General features: G+C 29.7%; 3 protein-coding genes. 1 reads left to right on the top strand and 2 read right to left on the bottom strand.

All coding sequences use genetic code 11. The annotated features are described in order from the left end of the window. The first annotated feature begins 568 nt into the window (after nucleotides 1–568). A complete protein-coding gene (locus HU235_RS12115) occupies nucleotides 569–814 on the top strand; it encodes a helix-turn-helix domain-containing protein (protein ID WP_174880372.1) in 246 nt (81 codons plus the stop codon). A 44-nt stretch (nucleotides 815–858) separates the two neighbouring features. Here the strand turns inward: HU235_RS12115 and HU235_RS12110 are convergent, their stop codons facing one another. Together HU235_RS12110 and HU235_RS12105 are read right to left on the bottom strand one after the other, a co-directional pair. After that, on the bottom strand, nucleotides 859–1011 hold the full coding sequence (locus HU235_RS12110; protein WP_174880371.1) for a hypothetical protein: 153 nt from the start codon (nucleotides 1009–1011) through the stop codon (nucleotides 859–861). Nucleotides 1012–1065: 54 nt separating this feature from the next. Beyond that, a complete protein-coding gene (locus tag HU235_RS12105) occupies nucleotides 1066–1272 on the bottom strand; it encodes a hypothetical protein (protein WP_174880370.1) in 207 nt (68 codons plus the stop codon). Between the last annotated feature and the right edge of the window lie 50 nt (nucleotides 1273–1322).

Genomic DNA, 1322 nt, shown 5'->3' with positions numbered 1-1322 from the left:
CTAATACTCTGGGTTATCCCATTAAAGGAATTGATAAGCTGTTAACATTTGCTCAATCTAATTGAACAATTCAAAATAAGTAAATTCCCCACTTAAACTAACCTGCCCCTTTAGTCCAATAAAATAAATAAGTAAAAAAGTTGAAATAAAGGAATTTTTTTATTATAACTATTGACAATAGTTAATAGATGGGATATTATAAGTATATAAGGAGGTGAGAAAATGCTAGACAACATAATAAAAATCCTTCAAATTATATTCTACATCGTTTCAATTGCTTGGATTTTCCAACAATCCAAACAATCGGATGAAGAAAATAATAAGAAGGACAAGGAATAATCGAAAGGGAAGCGAGTTTTCGCCCGACTCGCTTCTCAATAAAGATTATACACAGTCTAGCATAAAATATGAAGAAAAAGCAAAAGTACATTTTTTCATTAATTTTGTTAAGTGCTGCAACAATAGGAATACAACAGTTATTTACAAATTGGTTCACTACAGCATTAATGATCGTAACTTTGGCATATTCAATATTTGTAATCATCAAGAATTTAAGGAGTTGAAGTTGTTGGAATATCATTTGAAAAATCGTCAAGAGGTCGAGGACTTTGTGAGAAACGAAGTTCTCACCACATCTGAAGCAGCTAAATTATTAGATGTAACAAGACAAAGAATGAGTCAATTAATTTCAAGTGGAAAACTAAAACCAGTAAAAAAGTTACGTGGTGAAAGTTTATTTATTCGTCATGATATTGAACAAAAAAAGAAAGAACTAGAGGAAGCTAGGAAAAAATATCGACCATATGATAATTAAAAGCCCTTCTCTCTATGAGAGGGGCTTAAACCTTTATATATAATCTATTTAAACAATTTATTCATAGCCTTCCCAGTTGCCTTACCAACAGCTCTTCTTGCGATTCTTTTCCCAACAGTACCTTTTTTAACTGAGTTAATGTCACCTAGAAGTTTAGCAAATGAATAAAGGAAACTTCTAAATTTATTAATTGACATATGGAAACATCCCCTTAAATTGGTAATTGTTATAATGTGATTTTACTACATTTTTCAGTGTAAGTAATCCATAATTAATTCCTTATCTACATCCCAATCATAATACTTAAATCCAATATATAGATAATTACCTTTATCCATGATAGGAGCTCTAGTATGAATAGAACATTTTTCATGCATTAATGTATAATTTTGATTAATGTAAACAGTATCATCTTCATTAAACCATACTCCACATTCAGGACATCTTAATCTTTTCAAAGTAAAAAACCTCCTAATGTATTTTTAGTACTAAAGGAGTTCTTCTTATT

The organism is Metabacillus niabensis (genome assembly GCF_902829255.1).
Classification (GTDB): domain Bacteria; phylum Bacillota; class Bacilli; order Bacillales; family Bacillaceae; genus Metabacillus; species Metabacillus niabensis.
This window is presented reverse-complemented; position numbering and strand designations above follow the sequence as displayed.

Bases quoted from the DNA above. Each gene is read 5' to 3' on its own strand.
- HU235_RS12110 (WP_174880371.1), bottom strand. From the start codon at position 1,011: ATGTCAATTAATAAATTTAGAAGTTTCCTTTATTCATTTGCTAAACTT.